This window comes from Pseudomonas sp. AGC41 (genome assembly GCF_057334555.1).
Genome location: NZ_JBHFJB010000039.1, coordinates 116456 through 118179, shown reverse-complemented (window position 1 = coordinate 118179; position 1724 = coordinate 116456). Strand labels below are relative to the sequence as shown.

The 1724-nt window shown below is 63.0% G+C and carries 3 protein-coding genes; all 3 read right to left on the bottom strand.

Translation table 11 applies throughout. The features are described from left to right. Positions 1-41: 41 nt before the first annotated feature. The 3 genes from ACE04F_RS07515 to ACE04F_RS07505 are packed head-to-tail and all read right to left on the bottom strand — an operon-like array spanning position 42 to position 1614. Positions 42-539 carry a GNAT family N-acetyltransferase gene (locus ACE04F_RS07515; protein ID WP_486105642.1) on the bottom strand — a complete coding sequence of 166 codons (498 nt, stop codon included), beginning with the start codon at positions 537-539 and terminating at the stop codon, positions 42-44. After that, positions 536-1174: a LysE family translocator gene (locus tag ACE04F_RS07510; RefSeq protein WP_486105641.1), complete on the bottom strand. Its 639-nt coding sequence runs from the start codon at positions 1172-1174 to the stop codon at positions 536-538. The genes ACE04F_RS07515 and ACE04F_RS07510 overlap by 4 nt, the downstream gene beginning before the upstream one ends. Before the next feature lie 23 nt (positions 1175-1197). Then, positions 1198-1614, bottom strand: coding sequence for an NUDIX hydrolase (locus ACE04F_RS07505; protein ID WP_486105640.1), 417 nt, complete (start codon positions 1612-1614; stop codon positions 1198-1200). Positions 1615-1724: the final 110 nt, after the last annotated feature.

Below are 1724 nucleotides of genomic sequence, written 5' to 3'. Positions count from 1 at the left end.
CCCCCCCCACAAAAGCTCCATCACTCCAATCTTCGGTGAGATCAGAGTTCAAGCCACATGTGGATCTTGTCGAAATACTCATCGCCCACGCGAATCGCCATCGGTTCGAGCCCGTACAAAACGAAGCCGCAGCGCTGGTAAAGCTTGACGGCCGGGTCGTTGCCGGCGGTGACGGTCAGTTGCATCAACCGCAGAAAGGCGTGACGACGGGCTTCGTCGAGGGCCGCCTTGACCAATTGCTGGCCCAGTCCTCCCTGGCGATGGGCTGCGGCGACGTACATGCCGAACAGCGTGGCCTTGTGCCGGGCTTTCAGCCGCGGCTCCAGGGACAGGCCGACGATACCAACCAGTTCGTCCACCACGAACGCTCCGAGGAGCACATCGAGCCGGCTGGTCAGGCGCGCTTCCCACCAATTGATCGGCAGCGTCGCTCGCTCACTGCCGCTGGAGGTAAAAGCCTCTGGATGCAACTCATAGGCCTGCAGCATCAGCTCCCGGTAGACCTGGGCATCCGCCACCTTCAGCCGTCGGATGTTCACGCCGAACGCCGTTGCTCAAGCATCAGTCGCAGGGCCAGTGCGCCAAGTACAAATCCCATGAAATAGCGCTGCGCCGCCAGCCAGGTCGGGTTGTGGACAAACCACGAGGCGAGGCCGGCGGCAAACAGCGCGATCAGCAGGTTGACGCTGAAGCTCACACTGATCTGCGTCAGCCCGAGAATGATGCTCTGGGTGAACAGCGAGCCGTGCTCCGGGCTGATGAACTGCGGGAACACCGACAGGTAGAACACCGCGATCTTCGGGTTCAGGGCGCTGGTGAGAAAACCCATGGTGATCAACTTGCGGGTCGAGTCCGCCGGCAACTGCTGGGCCTGAAAAGGCGAGCGAGCCCCCGGCTTCACCGCTTGCCAGGCCAGCCAGAGCAGATACAGCGCGCCGGCCCACTTGAGGATTTCATATGCCATCGGCACCGCCAGGAACACCGCCGTCAGCCCCGCCGCCGCCGCGAACATGTGCACGAAGAAGCCCGCCACCACGCCAAGCAAGGAGGTGACGCCGGCCTTGCGGCCCTGGCAGATCGAACGGGAAATCAGATAGATCATGTTCGGGCCGGGCGTAAGCACCATCAGCAACGCGGCGGCGGCGAAAATCAGCAGGTCCGGCAATGGAATCATGGCGTCAGTCCTTGAGTCTTGAATCAGCAGGTCGCGAGACAAGTGGCTCGATAAAACGGCAGGATCACCTCGCCTGTCAACGGCGCCAGCAACAAATCGCCGGTGCCGGCCGGATCGATCCAGCGTACTTCTTCGATCTCGGCGGCGGGGGAAACCGGGGCGTCGATGTCCAGCAAAAACACTTCGGCCTGCACGGTAAAACCCGGCTCGTTGGCCGCCGGCGCGCTGAACTGTCCAAGGTGACGAGCCTGCGCCGGATCGATCCTCAGCCCGAGTTCCTCCTCCAGCTCGCGAGCCAGGGCCTGGACCGGTTGTTCATCGGCCTCGATTTTGCCGCCCGGTTGCATGAAGGCCTGGGTACCGCGCTTGCGTACCAGCAGGGTCCGGCCGTCAGGGCCAATGAGCAGGGCGGCGGCGATACGGATGAGAGCAATGGTCATGGTCTAAAAGGCCTTGGGCAGAAAATGCCGGGCAGCGTACAGGGGCAGGCGGAGGGAGCAAAGCCTGGCCTCCTCCTCCAACCCAACACATTCCCCTGTGGGGGGGGGGG